Origin of the sequence: Rhizobium sp. S152 (assembly GCF_030380735.1) — a bacterium.
Taxonomy (GTDB): domain Bacteria; phylum Pseudomonadota; class Alphaproteobacteria; order Rhizobiales; family Rhizobiaceae; genus Rhizobium.
This window is the reverse complement of the sequence record NZ_JAUDRZ010000030.1, coordinates 121,060-143,841: the sequence shown is the minus strand read 5'-3', so window position 1 is coordinate 143,841 and position 22,782 is coordinate 121,060. Positions and strand designations below refer to the sequence as shown.

Below are 22,782 nucleotides of genomic sequence, written 5' to 3'. Positions count from 1 at the left end.
ACCAAGGCAGAGCTGGACCAGCGATGCCATTTGTCTCGATAAGGTATGTGCGGCGCGTCCCTGACGTGCGCCGTGAATGGGAAGGGACCACAAATGATTGGCATCAGCAAAACCGCGAAAACGATGGTCGCCGGCATCGGCTTTGCGATGATGACCGCCTTGGTCATGCCAACCGGCAGCGTTGCGTTCGCGGCAAGTGAGGTTCGAGTGGTCGTAAACGGCACGGCGATCACGAGCGGCGACGTCGCCAAGCGGCAGGCGTTCCTGCGGCTGCAGCATCAGAAAGCAGATGCATCAGCCGCCGAGCAGCAGTTGGTCGAGCAGACACTGAAACAGCAGGAAATCGCGCGTGTGCGCATGTCGGTCTCCAAGGATGACGTCGATGCGTCCTTTGCGCGTTTTGCAACCGGCAACAAGCTGACCACTGCCCAGATGTCGCAAATCCTCAATCAGGCCGGCGTCGGCGTCGAGCACTTCAAGGCGTTCATCGCCGTGCAGATGAGCTGGCCGCGTCTGGTCAACGCCCGCTACGGCTCTAGTTCGCGGATGTCCAACGCGGATCTCGTTGCACGCATGATGCAAAACAACAAGCAGAAGCCGGAAGCGACCGAATACATACTGCAGCAGATGATCTTCGTGGTTCCAGCCAACAAGAAGGGTATCGTCGGCAAGCGCAAGAGCGAAGCCGAGGCATCGCGCTCCAAGTATCCGGGCTGCGAACAGGCGAAGGTATTCGCCGCAACCATGCGCGACGTTTCCGTCCGCGATCTCGGCCGTGTGATGGGCCCGGAACTGCCGACGGAATGGAAGCCTCTTGTCGAAGCGGCCAAAGGCAACACGACCGCGACCCGCGTTACCGATCGCGGCGTGGAGTATCTCGCCATTTGCAGCCAGCGCCAAGTTTCCGACGACCAGGCCGCCGAAATGATTTTCCGCCAGGAAGACCTCGACAAGTCCAAGGCTGGAAAGAACGCCCCGCCTGAAAACGAGAACGCGAAGAAGTATCTCGCGGATCTCGAAAAGAAGGCGCAGATTTCGCGGCCCTGAGGTAATATGACTATTCCGTTTTCGCGTCCGCTCGCACTTACCCAGGGCGATCCTGCAGGCATCGGTCCAGACATCACGCTCGTCGCGTGGCTGCAGCGCAGGGAATTGGGCCTGCCTCCGTTCGTCTTCATCGGCGATCCCGACGTGCTTGCCGTGCGAGCAAGGCTGCTCGACCTCACGGTTCCCGTGCGCGAGACGGACTTTGCCAATGCGGGCGACATCTTCGCGGATGCCCTGCCCGTCCTAGCCGTGCCAGCTGGTGTTGAAGTCGCGGTGGGAGAGCCGCATGTGGCAACCGCCAAGGGAACGATCGCGGCCATCGAGAAGGCCGTCGCCTTGACGATGGCCGGCGAAGCACTCGGCGTCGTCACGAACCCGATCGCCAAATCCGTGCTTTACGAGGCAGGTTTTCCCTTCCCTGGACATACCGAGTTTCTCGCCGATCTCGCGGCGAAGGCGACAGGTCGCTCCATGACGCCGGTCATGATGCTTGCCGGACCGAAGCTGCGCGCCATTCCGGTGACAATCCATATTCCGATCAAGGATGTCCCGGCGGCGCTGACGCCTGAAATCATCATCGAGACCTGCCGTATCGCGGATGCGGACCTCAAGCAGCGCTTCGGCATTGCGCAACCGCGCCTCGCCGTCGCCGGCCTCAACCCGCATGCGGGTGAAGGCGGGGCAATCGGCAGTGAGGATGAGACGATCATCCATCCCGCTATCCAGGCACTGAGAGCGCAGGGCATCGATGCCATCGGTCCACTGCCCGCCGATACGATGTTCCATGACGAGGCGCGTACACGCTACGATGTCGCAATCTGCATGTATCACGATCAGGCGCTGATCCCCGCGAAGGCCCTTGGCTTCGACGATTCCGTCAACGTCACGCTCGGCCTTCCCTTCGTACGAACGTCGCCGGATCACGGAACGGCTTTCGGCATTGCCGGCAAGGGTATCGCACGCGAGAGCAGCCTCGTGGCCGCCCTGAAGCTTGCTGGCCAACTGGGCCGCTCGCTCGAAGGCAATCACTGATGGCCGCACTCGACGGCCTGCCGCCGCTTCGTGACGTCATCCAGCGCCACGGGCTCGACGCTCGCAAGGCACTTGGCCAAAACTTCCTGCTGGATCTCAACCTCACCCAGAAGGTCGCGCGGACGGCGGGCTCGCTGGAAGGCGTTACCGTCTTCGAAGTCGGACCGGGACCGGGCGGCCTGACACGTGCCATTCTCGCACTGGGCGCAGAGAAGGTCATCGCCGTCGAGCGCGATTCCCGTTGCCTGCCGGCGCTGGCCGAAATCTCCGACCATTATCCTGGCCGTCTCGAGGTGATCGAGGGCGATGCGCTGAAGACGGATTTCGAGGCTTTGGCGGACGGGCGGCCGGTTAAGATCATCGCCAACCTTCCCTACAACGTCGGCACGCAGTTGCTTGTCAACTGGCTGCTGCCGAAACAGTGGCCGCCGTTCTGGCAGTCGCTGACCCTGATGTTCCAGAAGGAAGTGGGCGAGCGTATCGTCGCGGCCGAGGACGACGATCACTATGGGCGTCTCGGCGTGCTGTGCGGCTGGCGGACATCGGCACACATGGCCTTCGACATCTCTCCGCAGGCATTCACGCCGCCGCCGAAGGTGACGTCCACGGTCGTCCATCTGACGCCGAACGAGAACCCGCTACCCTGCTCGATCGACAAGCTCGAGAAGGTGACGCACGCCGCTTTCGGCCAGCGTCGCAAGATGCTGCGCCAGAGCCTCAAGCCACTGGGTGGCGAGGCCCTTCTCGGCAAAGCCGAGATCGATCCCCAGCGCCGCGCCGAAACGCTTTCAGTCGCCGAGTTCGTTCGATTGGCGAACTGCCTCTAGGTTGTCTTAAATTAAAGCTTGGGCTCTTCGGTCAGCAGGTTGTTGACGAAGTCGAACAGGCCGTGGCGACGGTCGCGGCGGACGCGTTCGGCATTGACGATACAGCTGACGTTGCCGAATGCCTCGTCCAGATCATCATTGACGATGACATAATCGTATTCGCGCCAGCGTTCGATCTCGGAGCGCGAATTCAAGAGCCGCGTGCGAATGACCTCTTCCGAATCCTCGGCGCGGCGATGCAGGCGTGACTGCAGTTCGGTCATTGTCGGCGGCAGCACGAAAATGGAGACGATATCGGCCTTCATCTTGTCCTGAAGCTGCAGCGCACCCTGCCAGTCGATATCGAACAGCATGTCGCGGCCTTCGGCCATGGCGAGTTCGACCGGCTCGCGCGGCGTGCCGTAGAAATTGCCGTGAACCTCTGCCCATTCCAGCAACTCGCCGCCGTCACGCATGCGCTCGAACTGCGGTACGGTGATGAAATGATAGTGCTTGCCGGCGATCTCGCTCGGCCGCTTCGCTCGTGTGGTGACGCTGACCGAAATCTCGAGGCTGTGATCGTCCCGCAGAAGATTATTGGCGATCGTCGACTTGCCGGCGCCCGATGGGGACGACAAGACAAGCATCAGGCCGCGACGTGCGATTTTGGTTGGGGTGCTCGACTGCGCCGGGCTCATGGGTCACTCCAGATTCTGGACCTGTTCGCGGAACTGGTCGATGACGACCTTCAGTTCTATGCCGGCGGCAGTCACGGCCGCGGCATTCGACTTCGAACAGATGGTATTCGATTCTCGGTTAAATTCCTGTGCAAGGAAATCCAGCTTGCGGCCGACAGGACCGCCCTTCGCCAGCAGTTCCCTGGCGGCTGCAACATGCGCCTTCAGACGATCGATCTCCTCGCGAAGATCGGCCTTGGTGGCGAGAAGCGCGGCCTCGGCATGCAGCCTGTCGCGATCCAGACGCCCTGCGCCATCCATGAGCAGAGCGACCTGCGCGGAGAGCCGCGCGGCGATCTCCTGCGGAGAGCGGGACGGGTCCTGTTCGATGACGACAGTCAGCCGCTCGATTGTCGATACGTGATCGAGAAGTATGCGAGCCAGCGCCGCGCCTTCGTGTTCGCGCATCTTCGCGAGCTCGGACAGCGCCGTCGTCAGTCCATCAATCACATCGATATCGCGAGCGGCGAGCGCTTCCTCGCTGTCTTCGGTCTCGCGGAACTCGATGATGCCGCGTATTGCAAGCAGGGTGTCCAACTGTAGCGGCGCCGGATCGATGATTCCGCCGAGCTGGTCGCGCAGAGAAAGCACGGCAGACAAGGCTTCCTGGTTCAATACCGTCTCGAAGCGGTTCTCGCCCGCCGAGATCGACAGGGACGCCTGCATGTTGCCGCGGCTGAAGCGCTCGCCGCCCATCCGGCGGACTTCGTTTTCCAACCGCTCCAGTCCTGGCGGCAGACGCAGACGGATATCGAGCCCCTTGCCGTTGACAGAGCGCAATTCCCACGCCCAGCGCCAGCGGCCGGTCGTTCCCTCGTACCGCGCAAAACCGGTCATGGACTGCAAAGCCATGCGAGCCTCCGAAATCAGTTGGTCTTTTTCTTCTTCGGCGCAGGCACCGGCACCTCGGCCTGTGGCTGGGCATCGGCCGGCTGGCCGTCGACAGCGATGTTCGGGTCAGCACCCTTGTCCGCCTCGATCTTGCGCCAGCGCTTCACGTTCGCATTGTGCTCTTCGAGCGTCGCCGCGAACACGTGACCGCCGGTGCCATCGGCCACGAAATAGAGGTCCTGCGTCTTCCAGGGATTGGCCACCGCCTCCAGCGCATCGCGACCGGGGTTAGCAATCGGGCTCGGCGGAAGTCCCTTGATGATGTAAGTGTTGAACGGCGTGTCCTTCTTCAGGTCCGACTGGTAGATCGGCCGGTCAGCCGGCTTTCCGTCGCCGCCGAAAAGACCATAGATGATCGTGGGGTCGGACTGCAGGCGCATGCCCTTGCCGAGGCGGTTCAGGAATACCGAGGCGACATGCGCGCGCTCGTCGGGAACACCGGTTTCCTTCTCGACGATCGAGGCCAGTGTGATGAACTCTTCCTTCGACTTCAGACCAAGAGAAGGATCACGCTTCTCCCAGATCTGGTCGACGAGCTTCTGCTGGGCAGCCGCCATCTGATCGACGATCTCGGCGCGCTTGGTGCCGCGCGAGAACTTGTAGGTGTCGGGGCGCAGGCTGCCTTCGGCAGGAAGCGCGGTGGGCAAGTCGCCTTCCAGCACGGTATCCTCGTTCATGCGGTTGAACATCTGCCGCACGGTCAGACCCTCGGGGAAGGACACGGAATAGAGGATCGATTTGCCGGATTTCAGCAGTTCCATGATGTCGTTCATGGAAGCCCGCGCCTTGATCTCGTATTCGCCAGCCTTCAGGCTCTCACCCTCATCGAGGTGGGTGGCCGTGAGATAGCGGAAGACACGGGCATCGGTAATGATGTTGTTGCGCTCGAGGTTCGTGGCGATCTCGGAAATACCTGCGCCGTTACGCACGATGAAATTACTGTTCGTCTCGAGCGGACCGGGGTTCTGATAAGCGGACACGGCGTAATAGAAAACGACGATCGCGGCCGCACAGCCAAGAACGACCAGCGTCATCAGGAAGTTCAGGAAGATAACGACCTGGCTTCTGGCCTTCCGGGAGCGCTTCGGCGGCTCCGGAACACGCTCCGGACGCAGCGCTTCGTTGGGCGATTTCGGAATGATCGGCCCTTTCTGCGCAGACTGGTCGTGCTGGCCAATCGTGTCGTTGCTCTGGTTCGTGTCGTTCACCGGCAATCCTCTAAATCTGGCCCATGTGCTGCTTGTTACGAAGCAATACGGCAAAATGCAGGTAGAGGGCGGCACTCGCGGCCCCGCCCTTTTCTCGCCAGAACGTCAATGCCTGGAATCAAGCGACGTAGCGGCGAAGCACCAGCGATGCATTGGTACCGCCGAATCCGAAAGAATTCGACAGGGCTACGTTAATTTCCCGTTCGCGCGCCTTGTGCGGAACGAGGTCGATGGCGGTCTCACGCTCGGGATTGTCGAGGTTGAGCGTGGGAGGGGCGATGTTGTCGCGGATCGCAAGCGTCGCGAAAATCGCTTCGATAGCGCCGGCGGCACCCAACAGGTGACCGGTGGCCGACTTGGTCGAAGACATCGAGATCTTCGACGCGGCGTTACCGACCAGACGCTCAACGGCGCCGAGTTCGATCGTGTCGGCCATCGTCGATGTGCCGTGGGCATTGATGTAATCGACATCGGCTGGCGTCAAGCCGGCACGCTTGAGTGCGGCGGCCATGCAGCGACCGGCACCCTCGCCGTCTTCCGACGGCGCGGTGATGTGGTAGGCGTCGCCAGAGAGGCCGTAGCCGACAACTTCCGCGTAGATACGGGCGCCGCGTGCCTTGGCGTGTTCCAGCTCCTCCAGGACGACGATGCCGGCGCCCTCGCCCATGACGAAGCCGTCACGGTCCTTGTCGTAAGGACGCGATGCCTTGGTAGGGTCGTCGTTATGCTGGGTGGACAGCGCCTTGCAGGCGGCGAAGCCGGCGAGAGAAATGCGGCTTACCGGCGATTCCGTGCCGCCGGCAACCATGACATCCGCATCGCCGAAAGCGATCAGACGGGCAGCATCGCCGATGGCGTGCGCACCGGTCGAGCAGGCGGTGACGACGGAGTGGTTCGGGCCGCGCAGCTTGTGGCGGATCGAGACCTGGCCGGATACGAGATTGATCAGACGGCCGGGAATGAAGAATGGTGAAATGCGGCGGGGGCCCTTGTCGCGCAGCGTATAACCGGCCTCGACAATACCTTCGATGCCGCCAATACCGGAGCCGATCAGCACGCCGGTGGAAATCTGGTCTTCATCGGTCTCAGGATGCCAGTTGGCATCGTTCAGCGCCATGTCGGCGGCGGCCATGCCGTAGATGATGAAGGGGTCGACCTTGCGCTGTTCCTTGGGCTCCATCCAGTCGTCGGCATTGAACGTACCGTTCGTGCCGTCACCGACGGGGATGCGGCAGGCAATCTTCGCGGGAAGATCGTCGACTTCGAATTCGGTCACGAGGCGAGCGCCGTTCTGGCCTGCAAGCAAGCGGGCCCACGTAACCTCGGTTCCGCATCCCAAGGGCGATACCATGCCGGTACCAGTGATAACGACGCGTCTCATCGACTGCATTCCCCCGAATTCTCAGTTCTCTGGAAAACTTGCCAGAAATAAAAAGGGCGGACTCCGAGGTCCGCCCTTCTCAAATGCACAGGATTATGCCTGTGCCTTTTCAATGAACTTGACGGCATCGCCGACCGTCAGGATCGAGTCCGCGGCGTCGTCCGGAATTTCAACGCCGAATTCTTCTTCGAACGCCATGACCAGTTCGACGGTGTCGAGCGAGTCAGCGCCCAGATCGTCGATAAAGCTCGCGCCTTCGACAACCTTGTCGGCGTCGACGCCAAGGTGATCAATAACAATTTTCTTTACGCGTTCTGCGATATCGCTCATGTCGGTTTCCTCGACCTTATATCCTGATCAGAATGCCTTTATGGCACCCCTACCCTGTTTCAGCCTGCGGTGCCCTAGGGCCACCTTCGGCAAACTCGTTGAACCCGGCTACCAGAGATGTCCCAGGCTTGCTCAAAAGCCCGCCGGTCCGTCTTCTTTCTCGGGAGACTGTTCACAGTCATGGCCCGATTAACACGGTTTATGTCTGCCGCAAAGCCAGAAAATCAACCCTGCAAGGTTGGTCAACACGCTATTGCGGGGAAAAACGGTCCGAAGACCGGTTTTCCGTTTCAGATCATAGCCATGCCGCCGTTTACGTGCAGCGTCTGGCCCGTCATGTACGCAGCTTCCGACGAAGCCAGATAAGCAACGGCGGAGGCAACTTCGGCGCCCGTGCCCATTCGCTTCATCGGGATTGCGCCCATGATCGCATCCTTCTGCTTATCGTTCAGCTTGCCGGTCATGGCGCTTTCGATGAAGCCAGGCGCGACGCAGTTGACCGTGACGTTGCGTGTCGCGATCTCCTGGGCGAGCGACTTGGTGAAGCCGATCATGCCGGCCTTGGAGGCGCAGTAGTTGGCCTGGCCGGGGTTGCCGGTGACGCCGACGATCGAGGTGATGTTGATGATGCGGCCGTAGCGGCGGCGCATCATCGGATGCGTCAGCTCGCGGGTGAGGCGGAACATCGAGGTCAGGTTGACCTCGATGACGTTGTCCCAGTCCTCGTCCGACATGCGCACGAAGAGGCCGTCCTTGGTGATGCCGGCATTGTTGACGAGAATGTCGACGCCGCCGAGCGCTTCTTCAGCCTTGACGCCGAGCGCCTTGACCTCGTCGCGATCGGCAAGGTTTGCCGGGAAGATCTGGACGCGGTCGCCGAGCTCATTGGCCAGCGCCTCGAGCTTCTCGACGCGGGTGCCGTGCAGGCCGACGATCGCGCCCTGCTTGTGAAGAATGCGGGCGATTTCTTCGCCAATGCCGCCGGAGGCGCCGGTCACGAGAGCCTTTCGGCCGGAAAGATCGAGCATGGAAGCGTTCCTTGTAATCGTTAAATCAATCAGGCCAGAAGAGCGGCAACCGCCGCGTCGATATCAGCTGGTGTGTTGACAGAGGTGCCGGTCACGTTCTTGTCGATACGGCGCGCGAGGCCAGTGAGGACCTTGCCGGCGCCGAGTTCGTAAAGCGTCGTCACGCCGTTTGCCGCGAACCATTCGACCGTCTCGCGCCAGCGAACCTGGCCGGTGACCTGTTCGACCAGCAGAGCAGCGATCTCGTCGGCATCCGTTACGGGTGCCGCGCGGACGTTGGCGATTACAGGGACGACCGGGTTTTTCTTGGTCACGCCGGCAAGCGCCTCGCGCATCGCGTCGGCAGCGGGCGCCATCAGCGCGGAATGGAAAGGCGCGGAGACCGGCAGAAGGATGGCGCGCTTGGCGCCCTTTTCGGTCGCGATGGCAGCAGCCTTTTCGACCGGCGCCTTCTCACCCGAAATCACGATCTGGCCACCGCCATTGTCGTTGGCGATCTGGCAGGCGCCGAGGGCCGAGGCTTCCTGGCAAACGGCGATCACATCGGCATGTTCGAGGCCGATGATAGCAGCCATGGCGCCGACGCCGACGGGAACGGCTGCCTGCATCGCATTGCCGCGAATGCGCAGGAGGCGTGCGGTGTCGGCGATCGAGAACATTCCGGCGGCACAGAGAGCGGAGTATTCGCCGAGCGAGTGGCCCGCGACATAGGAGACCTTGGCCCTGAGATCGACACCCTTGGCTTCGAGCACGCGGACGACGGCCAAAGAGACGGCCATCAGGGCGGGCTGGGCATTGGCAGTCAGCGTCAACGTTTCTTCCGGACCGTTGAATATCGTTTCGGACAGCTTCTCGCCGAGAGCGTCGTCGACCTCTTCAAAAACGGCGCGCGCTTCGGCGAAATTCTCGGCAAGATCCTTGCCCATGCCGACGGCCTGACTGCCCTGGCCCGGGAACGTGAAAGCGATGGTCATCCTATGTCCTTTTTATATGGACCCGCGGTCATTTCGCCTCCAATTGACATTCTTTCCCCGAGAGTCAAGTGCCGGAGGCCTGCGTTCCAAGGCTTTCGCGACTGCAATAAAGCGGCACTTTTGCTCTTGCGCTTGCTCAATTCCGGCCTAAATTCGCGCCGTCCTTCCAAGACCTCATTCTTTCAAGATCACGATTAAGGCTCCCCGATGAAGCATAAGAAACTTGGCCGCACCGATATCTCGGTGTCCGAAATCTGCCTTGGCACCATGACCTGGGGCACGCAGAACACCGAGGCGGAAGCGCACGCACAGATGGACTATGCGTTCGAAAAGGGCGTCAACTTCTTCGACACCGCCGAGCTTTATCCGACCACGCCCGTCGGCCCCGAGACCCAGGGCTTGACCGAGGACTATATCGGCACCTGGCTTGAGAAAACAGGCAAGCGCAAGGACATCGTTCTCGCCACCAAGGTCGCCGGTCCCGGCCGCTCCTACATCCGCGGCGGCGAAGGCGCCGATGCCAAGAATATGCGACTGGCGATCGAGGCCAGCCTGAAGCGGCTGAAGACCGACTATATCGATCTCTACCAGATCCATTGGCCGGTGCGCGGTCATTTCCACTTCCGCCAGAACTGGCACTACGACCCCTTCAAGCAGGATCGCGCCAAGGCCGTCGCCAACATTACCGACATCCTGGAGACGGCGGGCGAACTGGTGAAGGAAGGCAAGATCCGGACGATTGGCCTCTCCAACGAGACCACCTGGGGCACGCAGAAATATCTTACGATCGCCGAGCAACTCGGCCTGCCGCGCGTCGTCAGCATCCAGAACGAATACAATCTGCTTTACCGGCACTATGATCTCGACATGGCGGAGATGTCGCACCATGAGGACGTGGGCCTGCTCGCCTACTCACCGCTCGCCGGCGGCATCCTCAGCGGCAAGTACATCGGCGGCGCCGTACCTGGCGGCTCGCGCGGCTCGATCACCGGCGACATCGGCGGACGCCTGCAGCCGCTGCAGGAAGCGCCGACCAAGGCTTACGTCGAGATCGCCAAGCGCCACGACCTCGATCCGTCCGCCATGGCCATCGCATTCTGTCTGACGCGCCGCTTCATGACATCGGCGATCATCGGTGCCACGACGATGAAGCAGCTCGAAACGGATATAAGCGCGGCAAGCCTGAAGCTGTCGAGCGACCTCCTGGCAGATATCGAGAAGGTGCATCGCGAATATCCGATGCCGATCTGATACCATCTCTTCGATCCGCGCTTGACGACGGCCGCCAGAATGACTGGCGGCCGTCTTCGTTTTCAGTCATATCAGGCAGGCAACACCGCGCTCCTCCATTGGGCGCTTGCCTTTCTGCGAAAAATCCGTATAAGCCGCCCTGTTCGCAAAACCCGGTCTTCTGGCTGGTGGCTGAACGGAGGGCCGGTTTTCGCGAGGAAGCCGTCGGGACCGAAGGGTTCCAGCCTCCCGTGTCTCCGCTCTCGACCGTCTCGGAACGCTTTTCTTGCCTGGGTTTACCCAATCAGGAGCAGTCGTTGAGGCTTAGCCGCCGAATATCGGGTTGAATAAACGCAAGAAAGGCAAAGCTGTCATGGCTCTTTATGAACATGTATTCCTTGCCCGACAGGATATTTCCGCTCAGCAGGTCGAAGCCCTCGTAGAACAGTACAAGGGTGTTATCGAAGCTAACGGCGGTAAGGTCGGGCGCGTAGAAAACTGGGGCCTCAAGTCCCTGACCTACCGCATCAAGAAGAACCGCAAGGCTCACTACGTTCTCGTCGACATCGACGCCCCGGCTGCTGCCGTGCAGGAAATGGAACGTCAGATGCGCATCAGCGAAGACGTCCTTCGCTACATGACCATCGCTGTTGAAGCTCACGAAGAAGGCCCGTCTGCCATGATGCAGAAGCGCGACCGCGACGACCGCGGCCCGCGTGATGGCGCCGACCGTGGCCCGCGTCGCGAATTCGGCGATCGTCCGCCGCGTCGTGACGGCGACTTCCAGCGTGGCCCGCGTCCCGATCGCGCTCCGCGCGAAGACCGTGCATAAGGAGAACTGAGAATGTCTGAATCTTCCTCCGCACCGGTACGCCGTCCGTTCCACCGTCGTCGCAAGACTTGCCCGTTCTCCGGCGCAAACGCTCCGCGCATCGACTACAAGGACGTTCGTCTCCTGCAGCGCTACATTTCCGAGCGCGGCAAGATCGTTCCTTCCCGTATCACGGCTGTTTCGCAGAAGAAGCAGCGCGAGCTCGCTCAGGCGATCAAGCGCGCTCGTTTCCTCGGCCTGCTGCCGTACGTCGTCGCTTAATCAGCTGACGAAACCGAATCGAGGGAAGGCAGCAATGCCTTCCCTTCTCCCTTTCGCGATGGGCGCGGATCGGAACACTTAAAACCCATGTTGAGGCCTTCTGAAACTGATTCAGATACGCCCTCTAACTGCTTGATGAAGCAGGACAGCGACCGTGAACAAACTGAACGCAAAAACGCTAGGCATCGGCGCGCTCGCCGGATTGACCGCCGCACTTCTGGTGCTCGGCGCAAGCATGCAGCCGTCGTTCAGCGCCGTTCTCTATGCTGCTTCCGCGCTCCCCATTCTTCTCGTCGGCCTCGGCTGGGGCAACATGGCAGCGATTTCCGCCGTCGTGACCGCCGCGGTCGTTGGCGCGATCGCCATCTCGCCGTCCTTCGCGTTGATGATGACGCTGGTCACGCTGCTGCCGGCTGGCTGGCTCAGCCACCTCGCGAACCTCGCCCGCCCAGCCTCCGAGCTCGGCGGCCCCGACCACCTGATGGCCTGGTATCCGCTCTCCGACATTCTGCTGCATCTCTGCGCACTGGTCACGATCGCCGTGATCGTTGTCGGCGTGATGATCGGCTACGGCCCCGACCTGATCGATCGCCTAGTCGACGTGCTGTTCAATTCGGTCTCGCAGCAGCAGTCCGATTTCGCTCCCGATGCGACGACGACCGCGCAGACCAAGGCACTTGTCCTGCTGCTCCTGCCGGCCATCCAGGGCGGCATGTGGGTCGTCATGCTGTTTGCCGCCTATTACGTTGCCACGCGCATCGTCAGCTCATCCGGCCGTGGCCTTCGTCCGCGCGAGGACATTCCCTCGGCGCTTCGGATGAATCGCAATTCGATCTTCGTCTTTCTCATTGGCCTCGCCGCCACCTTCTTCGGCGGCATTCCGGCCATGATCGGCGCAACTCTTGTCGGCACCTTCGGCGCCGGCTTCCTGCTCTCCGGTTTCGCCGCGCTGCACTTCCGCACGCGCGGCAAGGATTGGCGCCTACCGGCGCTCATCCTCTGCTACCTGGCATCGCTCATGCTGATGGTGCCAGCCCTTTTCATCCTCGTGGTGGGGCTCAGCGATACCCGAAAGGCCATCGCACTCACCCCCAACAAGGATGCTGATGCCCCCAAACAGACAGATTCGAACATCTAAGACACGAAAGGAACTCTAACATGGACGTCATTCTTCTCGAACGTATCTCCAAGCTCGGCCAGATGGGCGAGACCGTAAAGGTTCGCGACGGCTTTGCGCGTAACTACCTCCTGCCGCTCGGCAAGGCTCTTCGTTCCAACGAAGCCAACAAGAAGCGTTTCGAATCCGAGCGTGCAACGCTCGAAGCTCGCAACCTCGAGCGCAAGTCGGAAGCCCAGACCGTTGCTGACGCTCTTGAAGGCAAGTCCTTCATCGTCGTTCGCTCGGCTGGCGAAACCGGTCAGCTTTACGGCTCCGTCGCTGCTCGTGACGTTGTTGAAATCCTCGCTGCCGAAGGCTTCAACATCGGCCGCAACCAGGTTCACCTGAACACCCCGATCAAGGCGATCGGCCTGCACCAGGTCGAGCTGCAGCTGCATGCCGAAGTCGAAATCAAGGTTGAACTGAACGTTGCCCGTTCGGCTGAAGAAGCTGAACGCCAGAAGGCCGGCGAAACCCTGACGTCCGTCGACGCCATCTACGGCGTTGACGAAGACGCTCTGCGTCCGGAAGACTTCTTCGATCCGGATGCCGACGGCAACGCCGAGGACGAATAAGGTTCAGGAGAGCAATCTCTCGAATGCGAAAGCCGGGCCCAGCGCCCGGCTTTTTGCTGTCTAATTCGCTGCCGGCTTTGCGGGTTCAGCGCTCTTGTCGACATGCACGACGACCGATAGTCCCGGCGCCAAATCCTTTGCCAGCGGTTGATCCGGATCGATGCTGATGCGGACGCCTACGCGCTGGGCGATCTTCACGAAGTTGCCGGTCGCGTTGTCGGCCTTGATGACAGAGAATTCCGAGCCCGCCGCCGGCGAGAAGCGCTCGATCCGGCCATTGAGACGCTGCCTTCCGAGGGCATCGACGACAATCGAGACAGGTTGCCCGACCTGCATCCCCTCAAGCTGCGTCTCCTTGAAGTTGGCGACGACCCAAACGTCCTGCGGGACGACCGCCATCAACTGCGTGCCGGCCGTCACATATTGCCCGAGTCGGACACCTACCTCCCCCAGATGTCCGTCGCGCGGTGCAACGATCGCTGTGTTCTGAAGATCGATTTCCGCCAGATGCACCGTTGCCTCAGCACTTGCCACATTGGCTTCGAGCAGCGAGCGATTGACGATAATAGTCGCCAGGTTTTGCTTTGAGACCTCCAGCGCGGCCTCGGCCTGATTGAGCGCGGCCTTCGCCTGTTGCAGCGTTGCCTGTGCCTGCTCGGATTCGCTTGCCGATGCGATACCGCGGTCGTTTAGATTGTTGACGCGATCCCACGAAAGCTGGGCGCGCTTCAGCGCGGCGTTGGCACTATCGATCTCAGCCTCGCTCGAAGTGATCGTCGCCTTGGCCGACAGCTCCGACTGCCGCGAATTTTCCAGCGATGCCTTCTGGCCGTCGAGAGCGGCACGGGCCTGGGCGAGTTTCTGCGCGTAGATGCGGTCGTCGATCTTCACCAGCACCTGCCCCTGCTTCACCAGGTCGTAGTCCTTGACGGGAACATCGACGACATAGCCGCTGACCTGCGGGCTCATGATCGTGACGTACCCCCTGACATAGGCGTTGTCGGTCGTCTCGATGGACGTGACGAAGGGCGGCAGGCGCCAGGCATAGAGCACCAGCAGTACGCCGGCGATTCCGGCCAGAAGGGCGATGATGCTTGTCGGGGACCTGAAGAATTTCATCATTCGGGGGAGCTCACGATCATGATTGAACAGTAGCGGCCTGATCCGCATCCCGTCCAAGCAGGTATCGGTATGCCTGATGCAAAATCATGGTAACGAGCCCGAGGATGGAAGCGAGGCAGATGACGAGGAAGGTATCGTTATAGGCAAGCGTGTAGGCCTCCCGCGAAACCTGCTGCGAGAGCAGCGCCACTCCTTCAGCGTTGAGCAGCACCTTGTCGGTGATGACCTTGCCGTAGGAGGCAGAGAGCTGAGACACGCGTTGCGCGACTTGCGGATCCTGCAAGAGGATGTGCTCGACCAGCACGTTGGAATGAAATTTCTCGCGGATCGTCACGAAGGTGCCGAGCATGGCGGAAGCGAAGAGAGAGCCGATGCTCTGCGTGAACAGGAAGATCGCCAGGAAATTGACGATGAACGGAAGGCCGCGGGCAATCGCCGCCTTGAAGCCGCTGGCCATGACCGGTGGCAGGAACAGCGCCGCGCCGCCAGCGACCATCGCCTGGCTCAGATACATCTGCTCGGGGCGCGTCAGGCTGGTCGACTGGCTGTCCATGTAGGCACCGGCGGCGATCAGGACGAGCGACAGGAAATGCGCGGTACCCACGTAGCGCGTCGTCATCAGCATCGCGCAGAACAGGCCGCCAACCACCGAGGCGATCAGGATGATGATGTATAGAGTGATCGTCTGATCATTGAGCAGACCGAGCTGCTGGTAGAAATTCGCGGCGGTCGACGATTGCTCGGAAGAGACGAAGCGGAACAGCAAGAGGACCCCCGCCATGCGCAGGTTGGGGCCGGAAAACAGCCAACGGATATCGAGCATCGGATTGGCGCGCGGCAATTCGATGACGAGCACCAGCGCGAGGCAGCCCACCGCAACGGCGAGCAGAACGCCGATCCAATCCGCCTCGAACCACCAGTAGAGGCGACCGAGCGTCAGCACCACCGCGAGACAGCCGAAGCCGACCGCGAGCAGCAGATAGCTCAGGATATCAAGCCTCTGGATCACCACGGCTCGTGGCGGCGATGTCAGCGGCATGGTGTAGATGATGGCATAGGCGATCAGCGCCAGACCCATCTCCAGTGTGTAGAGCGCATGATAGCCTCCGAAATCGAGCAAGGAGGGCGAGATGATGCGAGCGACGGGAGCGGCGAACAGCGTACACATGAGCGCGAGGCTGATGCCGGTCGAGAGCTTCCTCTCCGGCGGGAAGGCCTCCAGCATGTAGAGGAAACCCAATGTCGACAGCGGCGCCGCCGCCATGCCGCTGATGGCTCTCACCACGATCGCCGAATGCAGATCGGTGACGAGCAGATTGAGAACTGCGGCGACAACGAAGCAGATAATGCTGAACTCGGCGAAACGGCGAAGGCCGTATTGCGTGCGGATCTTGAACAGCGCGATCGAGAGGCTTGCATAGGGCGCCATGTAGGCGGCCGACAGCCAGGAGACTTCCGCCGTGGTAGCCGAGAACGAACCCTGAAGCTGGTAGATATTAGCTGTCAGCAGGTTCATGCCGAGCCCTTGCGTCAGGAACAGCAGGACCGAAGCCGCCATGTAAAACGGCACTTTCCAGGAAGCCATGGAAACGGGCGCGGGCGGTGGCGGAGCGGGCGGCGAGCTGACCTCTCCCGCCTCGTCTGTCGCCTTCGGTGCCACGTTATCGTTGGCTGTCTGGACGAGGCTCATGCACGCCTACCTCACACTCCTCGAATGCCTTGCAGGTTGGCCTGCATCGCCCGTATCGTGTTCAAGGTAGTCTTCAGATCGCTTTCGGGAATACCGGCAATCACCTGTCCGCGCACGCTGACCGCGATATCGTCGATCTCGCCGGCGACGACCTTACCTGCTTCGGTGATGTAGATTTCCTTCGCGCGGCGATCGGAACCCGCGACGCGGCGTTCCACGAAGCCCTGCGCCTCCATCGCATCCAGGATACGGACGAGCGTCGGCGTTTCGAGCTCCAGCCTGTCGGCCAGCTCACGCTGATTGATGCCGTCTTTCTTGTTGAGCGTGAAAAAGACGCGTGCGCGCGGCAGCGTCATGTTGCGTTCCCGGACAATCTTGTCGAAGACCGCCCTGAGCTTCCGGTTGAAGGCGGCAAGATCCTCGATGAGTTCACGTCCAAGTACGCGATTGACCATATAATTCAGTCCGTATCGTTAGTGTGCTAATTATATCCTTTCTACCTACATCGATTTTTTGTGCTTTTCAAGCGCTAAGAGGAATAGTTCGCATATGAGTATTCCTGCAAAAAGCTAAAATTGCACGAACAAAGCGATTCGCCACTGCCAAAAATCGCGTGTCCTACCGGAGACACGCCAGCGATTTTTGATCGGCGACAGCTCGCGCTGTGGAGAAGTCGAACAACGGGCACGCCCGAGCGCGTTTTGACAGACAGCGATCCGCATTGCCCGTTCGGCACTTGATTTTCGAACCGGCGGGCTGCAAACCCGAAGCTGAACAAGACAGATCGGATCAAGATGAACGACGTTGCGCGAAAGATTGCCTCTGTAGCTCCCGCGGAGCAGCATTATCGCGAGGCACCCAACAACATCGAAGCCGAGCAGGCGCTTCTCGGCGCGATCCTGATGAATAACGACGCCTATTACCGGGTATCGGACTTTCTCAAGCCGCCGCATCTCTACGAACCCCTGCACCGCAAGATCTTCGAGGTAGCGGGCGACATTATCCGCATGGGCAAGATCGCCAACCCGGTGACGATCAAGACCTTCCTCAAAGCCGACGACAAGGTCGGCGACATGACGGTCTCGCAGTATCTGGCAAGCCTCGCCAGCAACGCGGTGACGATCATCAACGCAGAGGATTATGGCCGCGCGATCTACGATCTCGCGCTGCGCCGCGCGCTGATCACCATCGGCGAGGACGTCGTCAACATCGCCTATGACGCGCCGCTCGACATGCCGCCGCAATCGCAGATCGAAGACACGGAACGACGGCTGTTCGAGCTTGCCGAAAACGGTCGCTACGACGGCGGCTTCCAGGCGTTTAACGATGCCGTGGCGCTGGCGATCGACATGGCGGCCGTCGCCAAGGAACGCGACGGCGGCCTCTCCGGCATTTCGACTGGCATCCATTCGCTCGACGCGAAGATGGGCGGCCTGCAGCGTTCCGACTTGATCGTGCTCGCAGGACGTCCCGGCATGGGCAAGACCTCGCTTGCCACCAACATCGCCTACAACATCGCCGCCGCCTACGAGGGCGAAGTGCAGTCCGACGGATCGTTCAAGGCGAAGCAGGGCGGCGTCGTCGGCTTCTACTCGCTCGAAATGTCGTCGGAACAGCTCGCTACGCGTATCATCTCGGAGCAGACAGAAGTCTCCTCCTCGAAGATCCGTCGCGGCGACATCAACGACGCCGACTTCGAAAAGCTCGTCGCCTGCTCGATGATGATGCAGAAGGTGCCGCTTTATATCGACCAGACCGGCGGCATCTCGATCGCCCAGCTCTCGGCTCGCGCCCGCCGTCTGAAGCGCCAGCGCGGCCTCGATTGCCTCGTGGTCGACTATATCCAGCTGATGACCGGCTCCGGCAAATCCGGCGAGAACCGCGTCCAGGAAATTACCCAGATCACCACCGGCCTGAAGGCGCTTGGCAAGGAACTCAACGTTCCTATCATCGCGCTCTCGCAGCTGTCGCGTGGCGTGGAAAGCCGCGACGACAAACGCCCGCAGCTCTCCGACCTTCGTGAATCGGGTTCGATCGAGCAGGACGCGGACGTCGTACTCTTCGTGTTCCGCGAAGAGTATTACGTGAAAAACTCCGAGCCACGGGATATCTCCGACCCGAAGTACCCGGAATGGGAAGCGCACATGGACAAGGTGAAGGGCACGGCCGACGTGATCATCGCCAAGCAGCGTCACGGACCGACCGGCACCGTCAAGCTCGCCTTCCAGTCGGAATACACCCGCTTCGCCGACCTCGCCGATCCCTCGTTCATCCAGTACGAAGAGCACTAAGGCGGCCCGGCAACTCGCTGTCGGCCTTTCGTTCTTCACAGTTGATCTTTAATCTGGCCGGAGACTGTCTCCGGCCTGTTTGTTTGATGTGACCCATGACCGATTTTGCAGACGACTACGAAGATGACCGTTTTGCCTCCGCCGGCCTGCGCCTGACGGTCGATCTCGCGGCATTGACCGAAAACTGGAAGGACATGGCGCGGCGGTCCGGCAAGGCGCGCGCCGCGGCCGTCGTCAAGGCCGACGCCTATGGCACGGGCATCGAGGATGCCGGCGAAGCGCTCTATCTTGCAGGTGCGCGCGATTTCTTTGTGGCGACGGTCGACGAAGGCGTGACGCTCAGGCTCTACGCGCCCGAGGCCCGCATCTTCGTTCTCGCCGGCATCTGGCCGGGCACCGAGCGGCGATTCTTCGAAAACGATCTCGTGCCGGTGATTTCCTCCGAGGAGCAACTAGCCTTCTGGATGGCGGTGCTTGCCGATTACGGCGATTATCCCTGCGCGCTGCACGTCGATACCGGCTTCAACCGACTGGGGCTTGCGATGGAAGACGCGATCGCGCTCGCCGACGACGTCTCGCGCCCGGCGAGCTTTTCGCCGGTGCTCGTCATGAGCCATCTCGCCTGTGGCGATGACCATGCCTCGCCGATGAACAAGCAGCAGCTCGAATCATTCCGCAGGGTTAGCGACGCCTATGAAGGTATCGATTCAAGCCTGGCGGCCTCCGCCGGTATCTTTCTCGGCAGCGATTATCACTTCGACATGACACGGCCGGGCATCTCGCTCTACGGCGGCGAAGCTGTCAACGGTATGGCCAATCCGATGCGGGCCGTGGTGACAGCGGAAGCCCGCGTCATCCAAGTCCGCACGGTCAAGTCGGGGGAATCCGTCAGTTACGGACGGGCGATGAAGCTCACGCGTGACAGCCGGCTGGCCATCGTCTCGGCGGGCTATGCGGATGGATATATGCGCAGCCAGTCGAGCGGCGGCGTGCCGTTGCGGCAGGTCGTGCCACAGGGCGGCCACGGCTTTGTCGCCGGACGCAAGGTTCCGGTCGCCGGCCGGATCACCATGGACCTGACGATCTTCGACATTACCGATCTGCCCGAGGGCGCGGTCAGCGCCGGCGATTATGTCGAGCTCTTCGGGAAGAACATCGCGGTCGACGACGCCGCGCGCGCGGCGGGCACGATCGGCTATGAAATGCTGACCAGCATGGGACTGCGCCACGAGCGGCAGTATGTTGCCGAAGAGGACTGAGCGCCTCCAGCAGGCGCATGAAATCGCCCTCTTGGAAGGCCGATATCTTCGTGCTAGAAGAGAACAAAAGGAGATCGAAATGACCGAGATCCATCTCAGCGACGACCAAAAGGCTTTCATCGAGGAGCAGGTAGCGGACGGACGATATCGGAATGCCGACGAAGTAGTGGCGGCAGGATTGCGGCTGCTTGGCAGCGAAGAAGGCGCAATACAGGAGTTGCGCCGTCAGATCCAAATGGGGATCGACGACATCGATGCCGGCCGCGTGGTGACATTCGACAGTGCCGAAGAGATGACGAAGCACATTCTCACGATGGCGGAGGAACGGAAGAATGCGGCCGCGTCGGGTGAAAATGTCGTTCGAGGCACTGAACGATCTTCTCGGAATGTATGAGCATATCGCGATCGTCGATGCCCTTGCTGCCCGCCGCTTTCTCGACGACATCAATGGCAGGATCGAATGGATCGCAAAGCTTGGTATAACCGGAAGTCCGCGCGACTTCATTCCCGGGCTGCGCGCCTTCCCTTATCGAAGAAGATGCATCTATTTCTTTATCGATGACGAAAATCTGTCCGTCCTGCGCGTCCTGCATGGACGCCAGGAAATCAAACCTTCGTATTTCCTGCCTTTCTATCAAACAGAAGAAAAAGACTGACCCTCCTCATGGCAAAAGCAAGAACACAATTCATCTGCCAGGGCTGCGGCACCATCCACACCCGGTGGGCGGGCAAGTGCGAGGGTTGCGGCGAATGGAACACCATCGTCGAGGAAGACCCGATGGGCGGGATCGGCGGCGGGCCGGCAAAGACGCCGAAGAAGGGCCGTGCCGTGGCGCTGACCGCGCTTTCGGGCGAGATCGAAGAAGCGCCGCGCATTCACACGGGAATTTCAGAGCTCGACCGGGCGCTGGGGGGCGGCTTCGTGCGCGGCTCCGCGGTGCTGATCGGCGGCGATCCCGGTATCGGCAAGTCGACCCTTCTCATGCAGGGAGCGGCGGCGCTTTCGCGGCGCGGGCACCGGATCATCTATGTCTCGGGCGAAGAGGCTGTGGCGCAGGTGCGGCTCAGGGCACAGCGCCTGCAGGCGGCGGATACCGACGTACTGCTCGCAGCCGAAACCAATGTCGAGGATATCCTGGCGACGCTGGCCGAAGGCAAGCGTCCCGATCTCGTCATCATCGATTCCATCCAGACGCTCTGGAGCGATCTGGCCGAATCCGCGCCCGGCACGGTGACGCAGGTGCGCACCGGCGTGCAGGCGATGATCAAGTTCGCCAAGCAGACGGGTGCCGCCATGGTGCTCGTCGGCCACGTGACCAAGGACGGTCAGATCGCCGGTCCGCGCGTGGTCGAGCATATGGTCGATGCCGTTCTCTATTTCGAGGGCGATCGGGGGCACCACTACCGCATCCTGCGCACGGTCAAGAACCGCTTCGGGCCGACCGACGAGATCGGCGTGTTCGAGATGTCGGACAAGGGATTGCGCGAGGTGGCGAACCCCTCCGAGCTCTTCCTCGGCGAGCGCAACGAGAAATCGCCGGGGGCAGCCGTCTTCGCCGGCATCGAGGGCACGAGGCCGATCCTGGTCGAGGTGCAGGCGCTTGTCGCGCCGACATCGCTCGGCACGCCGCGACGCGCGATCGTCGGGTGGGATTCGGCGCGGCTGTCGATGATATTGGCGGTGCTCGAGGCGCATTGCGGCGTCAAGCTTGGACAGCACGACGTTTATCTCAACATCGCCGGCGGCTACCGGATTTCCGAGCCGGCAGCGGATATGGCCGTCGCATCGGCGCTGGTTTCGTCACTTGCCGGTATTGCCCTTCCCGCCGATTGTGTCTATTTCGGCGAAGTCAGCCTGTCGGGCGCCGTCCGGCCGGTTGCGCATACGAACCAGCGCCTCAAAGAAGCCGAGAAGCTCGGTTTTTCTGCAGCGCTGCTTCCATCGGGGTCCGCCGAACTGCCGAAGGGCACGGGCGGGCGCTGGAGCGAGATCGAAAGCCTGCCGGATCTGGTCGCCCGGATCGCCGGCTCGAAGGGCGCTTTGAGACGTGTGGAAGAAGAGGTTTGATCCTTTCATCGCCGTATCGGGTGATGATATAGGATGCACGCAATGAGGCGCGACTGAGCTGCGAATTGGCGGCCGTCCTGGAGTTGGATTTATATGCCCATTACGATTTTCGACGGTATTGTCATCGGCGTCGTGCTTTTTTCCGCCGTGCTCGCCATGGTGCGCGGTTTCTCCCGCGAAGTGCTCTCGATCGCAAGCTGGGGCGGCTCGGCTGCCGCAGCCTACTATTTTTACCCCTACCTCGTGCCCTACGCCAAGAAGTACACCGATGACGACCGCATCGCGATCGTCGGTTCGGCCGCTGTCGTATTCCTGGTCGCGCTGATCGTCATTTCCTTCATCACCATGAAGATCGCTGACTTCATCATCGACAGCCGCATCGGCGCGCTCGACCGCACTTTGGGCTTTCTGTTTGGTGCCGCAAGAGGCATACTTCTGCTCGTCGTCGCCACGGCTTTCTGGAACTGGCTGGTTGCGGACCACGGTGCAGCCTGGGTGAACAACGCCAAGTCGAAGCCGTTCCTGGATTCCATGGTGGTCAAGCTGCAGTCGGTTCTGCCTTCGGAATTCGCGCAGATGATCAGGGCGACGGTAGAGAACAAAATTCAGCCGCAGGGCGGCACTACGGAGAACGGCAATGCGCCGGCTTCGGATCAGGCGCCGGCGGAAGATGCCGCGCCCGCCCCTGCCGATGGTGCACAGCAGCCGTCGAATTGACGCAGTGTTCAACAGCTTGACCCAGCCTATGGCAGTTGCCATTTGAGGGGGACGACAGTAAAGGTCCGGCCGAGCACAGGTTCCGCCGGGCCTACGCCGTTTTCGGAAGTGCCATACCATTCTTGTGAGAGCAAAGGCCCGCAT

The 22,782-nt window shown here is 61.1% G+C and carries 24 protein-coding genes; 14 read left to right on the top strand and 10 right to left on the bottom strand.

Annotation, left to right across the window (positions count from 1 at the left end):
- The first annotated feature begins 93 nt into the window (after window positions 1-93).
- Genes QTL95_RS25340 through rsmA form a run of 3 tightly spaced genes read left to right on the top strand, consistent with a single transcriptional unit; the run spans window position 94 to window position 2,906 of the window.
- On the top strand, window positions 94-1,047 hold the full coding sequence (locus tag QTL95_RS25340) for a peptidylprolyl isomerase (protein ID WP_289722663.1): 954 nt from the start codon (window positions 94-96) through the stop codon (window positions 1,045-1,047).
- Between the two features lie 6 nt (window positions 1,048-1,053).
- The gene (gene pdxA, locus QTL95_RS25335) at window positions 1,054-2,079 is read left to right on the top strand and encodes a 4-hydroxythreonine-4-phosphate dehydrogenase PdxA (RefSeq protein ID WP_289722662.1); all 1,026 of its coding nucleotides are present in this window, start codon (window positions 1,054-1,056) and stop codon (window positions 2,077-2,079) included.
- The gene (gene rsmA / locus QTL95_RS25330) at window positions 2,079-2,906 is read left to right on the top strand and encodes a 16S rRNA (adenine(1518)-N(6)/adenine(1519)-N(6))-dimethyltransferase RsmA (RefSeq protein ID WP_289722661.1); all 828 of its coding nucleotides are present in this window, start codon (window positions 2,079-2,081) and stop codon (window positions 2,904-2,906) included. Before pdxA ends, rsmA begins: the two co-directional genes overlap by 1 nt.
- A gap of 11 nt (window positions 2,907-2,917) precedes the next feature.
- Here rsmA and gmk read toward each other — a convergent pair whose 3' ends face one another.
- The 7 genes from gmk to fabD all read right to left on the bottom strand — a co-directional run bounded on the left by gmk (window position 2,918) and on the right by fabD (window position 9,434).
- Window positions 2,918-3,583 (bottom strand): guanylate kinase, encoded by a 666-nt coding sequence (gmk, locus tag QTL95_RS25325; RefSeq protein ID WP_289722660.1) that lies wholly within the window; start codon window positions 3,581-3,583, stop codon window positions 2,918-2,920.
- Window positions 3,584-3,586: 3 nt separating this feature from the next.
- Complete coding sequence (locus QTL95_RS25320; protein ID WP_289722659.1) at window positions 3,587-4,474, bottom strand: YicC/YloC family endoribonuclease; 888 nt, start codon at window positions 4,472-4,474, stop codon at window positions 3,587-3,589.
- Between the two features lie 14 nt (window positions 4,475-4,488).
- Window positions 4,489-5,727: an endolytic transglycosylase MltG gene (mltG, locus tag QTL95_RS25315; RefSeq protein ID WP_442981353.1), complete on the bottom strand. Its 1,239-nt coding sequence runs from the start codon at window positions 5,725-5,727 to the stop codon at window positions 4,489-4,491.
- 112 nt (window positions 5,728-5,839) lie between these two features.
- The gene (gene fabF, locus QTL95_RS25310) at window positions 5,840-7,102 is read right to left on the bottom strand and encodes a beta-ketoacyl-ACP synthase II (RefSeq protein WP_289722657.1); all 1,263 of its coding nucleotides are present in this window, start codon (window positions 7,100-7,102) and stop codon (window positions 5,840-5,842) included.
- A gap of 93 nt (window positions 7,103-7,195) precedes the next feature.
- On the bottom strand, window positions 7,196-7,432 hold the full coding sequence (locus QTL95_RS25305) for an acyl carrier protein (protein ID WP_003502080.1): 237 nt from the start codon (window positions 7,430-7,432) through the stop codon (window positions 7,196-7,198).
- 290 nt (window positions 7,433-7,722) lie between these two features.
- A complete protein-coding gene (gene fabG, locus QTL95_RS25300; RefSeq protein WP_112430542.1) occupies window positions 7,723-8,460 on the bottom strand; it encodes a 3-oxoacyl-[acyl-carrier-protein] reductase in 738 nt (245 codons plus the stop codon).
- 29 nt (window positions 8,461-8,489) lie between these two features.
- Window positions 8,490-9,434, bottom strand: coding sequence for an ACP S-malonyltransferase (gene fabD / locus QTL95_RS25295; protein ID WP_289722656.1), 945 nt, complete (start codon window positions 9,432-9,434; stop codon window positions 8,490-8,492).
- Between the two features lie 207 nt (window positions 9,435-9,641).
- On the opposite strand from fabD, the gene QTL95_RS25290 reads away from it, so the two are divergent.
- From QTL95_RS25290 to rplI, 5 genes are all read left to right on the top strand, one after another.
- Window positions 9,642-10,685 (top strand): aldo/keto reductase, encoded by a 1,044-nt coding sequence (locus QTL95_RS25290; RefSeq protein ID WP_289722655.1) that lies wholly within the window; start codon window positions 9,642-9,644, stop codon window positions 10,683-10,685.
- A 352-nt stretch (window positions 10,686-11,037) separates the two neighbouring features.
- Window positions 11,038-11,496 (top strand): 30S ribosomal protein S6, encoded by a 459-nt coding sequence (rpsF, locus tag QTL95_RS25285; protein WP_037180256.1) that lies wholly within the window; start codon window positions 11,038-11,040, stop codon window positions 11,494-11,496.
- Window positions 11,497-11,508: 12 nt separating this feature from the next.
- Window positions 11,509-11,757, top strand: a complete 249-nt coding sequence (rpsR, locus tag QTL95_RS25280) for a 30S ribosomal protein S18 (protein WP_007531286.1) — start codon at window positions 11,509-11,511, stop codon at window positions 11,755-11,757.
- Between the two features lie 154 nt (window positions 11,758-11,911).
- Window positions 11,912-12,895 carry a DUF2232 domain-containing protein gene (locus tag QTL95_RS25275; RefSeq protein ID WP_289722654.1) on the top strand — a complete coding sequence of 328 codons (984 nt, stop codon included), beginning with the start codon at window positions 11,912-11,914 and terminating at the stop codon, window positions 12,893-12,895.
- Window positions 12,896-12,915: 20 nt separating this feature from the next.
- Window positions 12,916-13,491 carry a 50S ribosomal protein L9 gene (gene rplI / locus QTL95_RS25270; RefSeq protein WP_289722653.1) on the top strand — a complete coding sequence of 192 codons (576 nt, stop codon included), beginning with the start codon at window positions 12,916-12,918 and terminating at the stop codon, window positions 13,489-13,491.
- A 60-nt stretch (window positions 13,492-13,551) separates the two neighbouring features.
- Here rplI and QTL95_RS25265 read toward each other — a convergent pair whose 3' ends face one another.
- The 3 genes from QTL95_RS25265 to QTL95_RS25255 are packed head-to-tail and all read right to left on the bottom strand — an operon-like array spanning window position 13,552 to window position 16,758.
- Window positions 13,552-14,613: an HlyD family secretion protein gene (locus QTL95_RS25265; RefSeq protein ID WP_289722652.1), complete on the bottom strand. Its 1,062-nt coding sequence runs from the start codon at window positions 14,611-14,613 to the stop codon at window positions 13,552-13,554.
- A 16-nt stretch (window positions 14,614-14,629) separates the two neighbouring features.
- The gene (locus tag QTL95_RS25260) at window positions 14,630-16,303 is read right to left on the bottom strand and encodes an MFS transporter (RefSeq protein ID WP_289722651.1); all 1,674 of its coding nucleotides are present in this window, start codon (window positions 16,301-16,303) and stop codon (window positions 14,630-14,632) included.
- An 11-nt stretch (window positions 16,304-16,314) separates the two neighbouring features.
- Window positions 16,315-16,758: a MarR family winged helix-turn-helix transcriptional regulator gene (locus tag QTL95_RS25255; RefSeq protein ID WP_289722650.1), complete on the bottom strand. Its 444-nt coding sequence runs from the start codon at window positions 16,756-16,758 to the stop codon at window positions 16,315-16,317.
- A 339-nt stretch (window positions 16,759-17,097) separates the two neighbouring features.
- Here QTL95_RS25255 and QTL95_RS25250 point away from each other — a divergent pair, with 339 nt between their 5' ends.
- The 6 genes from QTL95_RS25250 to QTL95_RS25225 all read left to right on the top strand — a co-directional run bounded on the left by QTL95_RS25250 (window position 17,098) and on the right by QTL95_RS25225 (window position 22,638).
- Window positions 17,098-18,594 (top strand): replicative DNA helicase, encoded by a 1,497-nt coding sequence (locus tag QTL95_RS25250; RefSeq protein WP_289722649.1) that lies wholly within the window; start codon window positions 17,098-17,100, stop codon window positions 18,592-18,594.
- A gap of 95 nt (window positions 18,595-18,689) precedes the next feature.
- Complete coding sequence (gene alr, locus QTL95_RS25245; RefSeq protein WP_289722648.1) at window positions 18,690-19,853, top strand: alanine racemase; 1,164 nt, start codon at window positions 18,690-18,692, stop codon at window positions 19,851-19,853.
- 79 nt (window positions 19,854-19,932) lie between these two features.
- Window positions 19,933-20,247 (top strand): type II toxin-antitoxin system ParD family antitoxin, encoded by a 315-nt coding sequence (locus QTL95_RS25240; RefSeq protein WP_289722647.1) that lies wholly within the window; start codon window positions 19,933-19,935, stop codon window positions 20,245-20,247.
- Entirely contained in the window at window positions 20,240-20,509 is a 270-nt protein-coding gene (locus QTL95_RS25235; protein ID WP_289722646.1) for a type II toxin-antitoxin system RelE/ParE family toxin, read from the top strand. Before QTL95_RS25240 ends, QTL95_RS25235 begins: the two co-directional genes overlap by 8 nt.
- Window positions 20,510-20,517: 8 nt before the next feature.
- Window positions 20,518-21,921, top strand: a complete 1,404-nt coding sequence (radA, locus tag QTL95_RS25230) for a DNA repair protein RadA (RefSeq protein ID WP_112430574.1) — start codon at window positions 20,518-20,520, stop codon at window positions 21,919-21,921.
- A 93-nt stretch (window positions 21,922-22,014) separates the two neighbouring features.
- Complete coding sequence (locus QTL95_RS25225) at window positions 22,015-22,638, top strand: CvpA family protein (RefSeq protein WP_289722645.1); 624 nt, start codon at window positions 22,015-22,017, stop codon at window positions 22,636-22,638.
- Window positions 22,639-22,782: the final 144 nt, after the last annotated feature.